The following is a 2,771-nucleotide window of genomic DNA, read 5'->3' as shown; positions in this document are numbered from 1 at the left end:
TGACCACGCGCCCCTTCCGCAGTCCGCATCATACGTCCTCGACGGTGGCGATGATCGGCGGTGGGAGCATCCCGCGCCCGGGCGAGGTGACGCTTGCCCATCACGGCGTGCTCTTTCTCGACGAGCTGCCGGAGTTCAGCAAGAAGACACTTGAGGTGCTGCGTGAGCCGATTGAGGATCGCCAGATTACGGTATCGCGTGCGAACGCAACATTGACGTTTCCCTCTAGTATCATTCTCATAGCTGCGATGAACGAAGTAACGTCGATAACGATACAATGTAATGATGAACGAGATTCTGCTTAATGCTTTATTGAATCACACAAATCAATTCCATAAAACTATAGGGTCGAGTGCATGGGAGTTTCTTATGCCTCGACCCTATAGTTTCAATTGTTGATTTTCCAGTGTCCGAATCGCTTGCTGCCGATGGGCTCGATGCTGCCTGTTTCACGAAGCTGTTTTACCTCGCGCTCAATTGTTCTTTTTGCGACACCTAGCCTTTCTGCCATTTCAACCATTGTTATTTTAGGATTAGCTACGACCAGTTCCAGAATTTTATACGCTATACCGACATCCAAACCGACATTATGTCGGTTTGGGGATTTAGGATGAGAGACAAGTGGACTATGGGGAGCCTTAAAATGAACTCGAAGTCCATTTCTTCGTAATTCATAAAACAGAAGGTCTGCCCCCAACTCCTTGCAGGCCTCGCAGAGCTGTGAATGTCTTTTCACAAATGTGTCAGAAGTTCCTGTAGGAGAGCCTCATCTTGCAAAAGTGTGATGGCAAAACATTTCTTTCCGGCATCTTTGAGCGATGCGCCGATGTGATATGCCTCTTGGTGGTCAAGAATAAGGAAACGATCGTGAAAGGCATTGGTGTGATTGATGGTAAGCGTTGGATATTGACGGTTGAAGGTCGCAACATCTGCTGCCGTCAATCTCGTATTGTTGAATGTGTGGATTTCCACGGAAACATTAGCTTGTTTTTTTGCCAGCAGATTGAGCGTTCCTATATCTACATAGCCGTCAATGAGAATGATGTCCTTGGTTGCCTTTTGAATCAAGCTCGCCAATAAGCTGAATGCATCGTAGATTTGCCCGTTGAAGAATATCTTTTGACTGGACTCCGTGTGGGCGTGGATAAAGTCAAAGACTTGCTCGAATTTTTCATCGGTTTCTTTTTGAGAGACGAGTTGCTTTAGCTCCATTCGTTCTATGCGCTCGAAAAGATGGGCATTGCTGGCGATGAAATGTCGCATCTCAACAAAAGCCCGCATAATGCCGATGCTGACCTCTATGGCGACATCACTTCGCAGTACTCCGGACAGCATGGAAATCCCTTGCTCGGTGTAGACGTAGGGGAGATAGCGTCTGCCGCCATGCACAGTGTCACTTGAAATCCCAATTTGGGATTTCAAGATTTCAAACTCATCTTCTGTGAGTTGAAAGCGAAAATCCTCTGGAAAGCGACGGGCGTTGCGGGCTACATTACGGTTCAGTATCCTTGTTTCTACCTGATAAAGCCGCGCCAAATCTGAGTCTAGCATGACTTGAATGCCACGAACGGTGTATACCAAATTCCGTATGTGGCTTGTGTCTATCGGCGCTATGGATGTCTGATCAGGGGCTTTCTCACTCATAAAAGTTCCTTTCCTTTTGAGGTGCCAAATTGGGATCTCAAATTTTGCTGGTGAATAGCAATTAACCAAATTTTCTTGAGGTAGTCTTTACTAATTCCACAGAAATATTCCTGCGGAGAATTGCTGACAACATAGCTATACTCTGTTCGGTAAACGCGTAAGGCAGGATTCGCCGCCCGCCATGTGCGGAACTTGACATCACGATTTGTGATGTCAAGTTTGCCTCCTCCTTGGTTAACTGGAAGCAATATCTTTCGGGAAATCTTTTCTGATTCCGCTTCACAGCCTGATTCAGAACCCGTATCTCCACTTGATAGAGCATAGCAAGATCGCTGGCAAGCATTACCTGTTGATTACGTAGTGTAAATAAATCGACTGATATTTGGAGTGTCTGTGGCCGACGAGATGGACACTGGTTGAATTTCTTTCATGATGCTTTACCTCCTCGATAACTGGTGTGTTGCATCCCTCGGTTTTTTTATGTAGCTGGGCATGAGAAGGAAAAATTAGCTTATCCCTTACACAAGTTGTTAAACGTTATTGGAACTTCCTGCCTGTGTAGTTATTGATGATGTTGTATAAATAAAGTTGACAACTTCTCTGCAAGGATTTTAGATAAAGTCAAAGAGGAGAAGGAGAGATCAAAATGGCAACAAACAGACAATACGATCACGAATTTAAGGTGCAGGCAATCAAGCTGGCGCAGGAAATCGGTCAGGCGAAAGCCGCCAAAGAGCTGGGAATTTCCAAGAACACAATGTATACATGGATGCGTGCTCATCGGCTTGGATATTTGGATCTTGGGTGTGGCACGCAAACACCGCAGAGTGCCCTAAGTCTGCACGAGGAACTCGTACAGCTTCGTGCACAACTCAAAGCACAGGAGAAGGAAATTCGACGGCTAAAGAAAGAGAATGACTTTCTGGAGGAAGCAAGCGCTTTTTTCGCCGCGAGCCGTCTGAAGTCAACAAAAACGAACGCATGAAGTTGATTGCGTTCAAGACCTCAGATGGCGCCCTCAAAGGAAATATCAGCTTCTGCTGCAAGATGCTCCATGTCACGAGACAGGGATTTTATCAGTATTTGACGAGCAAAGACCGCCCATGGAAATATCAGGAACTTGCCGA

General features: G+C 46.1%; 5 protein-coding genes. 2 read left to right on the top strand and 3 right to left on the bottom strand.

The annotated features are described in order from the left end of the window. Positions 1 to 305, top strand: a 305-nt coding sequence (locus HMPREF1992_RS00015; protein WP_037357649.1) for an ATP-binding protein, incomplete at its 5' end; no start/stop codon positions are given. A gap of 83 nt (positions 306 to 388) precedes the next feature. On the opposite strand, the gene HMPREF1992_RS11880 is transcribed toward HMPREF1992_RS00015, so the two are convergent. From HMPREF1992_RS11880 to HMPREF1992_RS11005, 3 genes are all read right to left on the bottom strand, one after another. After that, positions 389 to 736 (bottom strand): winged helix-turn-helix transcriptional regulator, encoded by a 348-nt coding sequence (locus tag HMPREF1992_RS11880; protein ID WP_081689279.1) that lies wholly within the window; start codon positions 734 to 736, stop codon positions 389 to 391. Beyond that, entirely contained in the window at positions 733 to 1,644 is a 912-nt protein-coding gene (locus HMPREF1992_RS00010; RefSeq protein WP_021683732.1) for an ORF6N domain-containing protein, read from the bottom strand. The genes HMPREF1992_RS11880 and HMPREF1992_RS00010 overlap by 4 nt, the downstream gene beginning before the upstream one ends. Before the next feature lie 61 nt (positions 1,645 to 1,705). After that, positions 1,706 to 1,966 carry an ORF6N domain-containing protein gene (locus HMPREF1992_RS11005; protein WP_231366930.1) on the bottom strand — a complete coding sequence of 87 codons (261 nt, stop codon included), beginning with the start codon at positions 1,964 to 1,966 and terminating at the stop codon, positions 1,706 to 1,708. A gap of 324 nt (positions 1,967 to 2,290) precedes the next feature. Between HMPREF1992_RS11005 and HMPREF1992_RS00005 the strand changes: the two genes are divergently transcribed. Further along, the gene (locus tag HMPREF1992_RS00005; RefSeq protein WP_006696190.1) at positions 2,291 to 2,629 is read left to right on the top strand and encodes a transposase; all 339 of its coding nucleotides are present in this window, start codon (positions 2,291 to 2,293) and stop codon (positions 2,627 to 2,629) included. The last annotated feature ends 142 nt before the right edge of the window (positions 2,630 to 2,771 follow it).

This window comes from Selenomonas sp. oral taxon 892 str. F0426, from assembly GCF_000468035.1.
GTDB lineage: Bacteria > Bacillota > Negativicutes > Selenomonadales > Selenomonadaceae > Centipeda.
The sequence above is the reverse complement of the archived record's forward strand: the minus strand, read 5'-3'. Positions and strand labels throughout refer to the sequence as shown.

Excerpts from the sequence above, each read along its gene's own strand:
- HMPREF1992_RS00010 (WP_021683732.1), bottom strand. The coding sequence starts at position 1,644 with ATGAGTGAGAAAGCCCCTGATCAGACATCCATAGCGCCGATAGACACA.
- HMPREF1992_RS11005 (WP_231366930.1), bottom strand. The coding sequence starts at position 1,966 with ATGCTCTATCAAGTGGAGATACGGGTTCTGAATCAGGCTGTGAAGCGG.
- HMPREF1992_RS00005 (WP_006696190.1), top strand. The coding sequence starts at position 2,291 with ATGGCAACAAACAGACAATACGATCACGAATTTAAGGTGCAGGCAATC.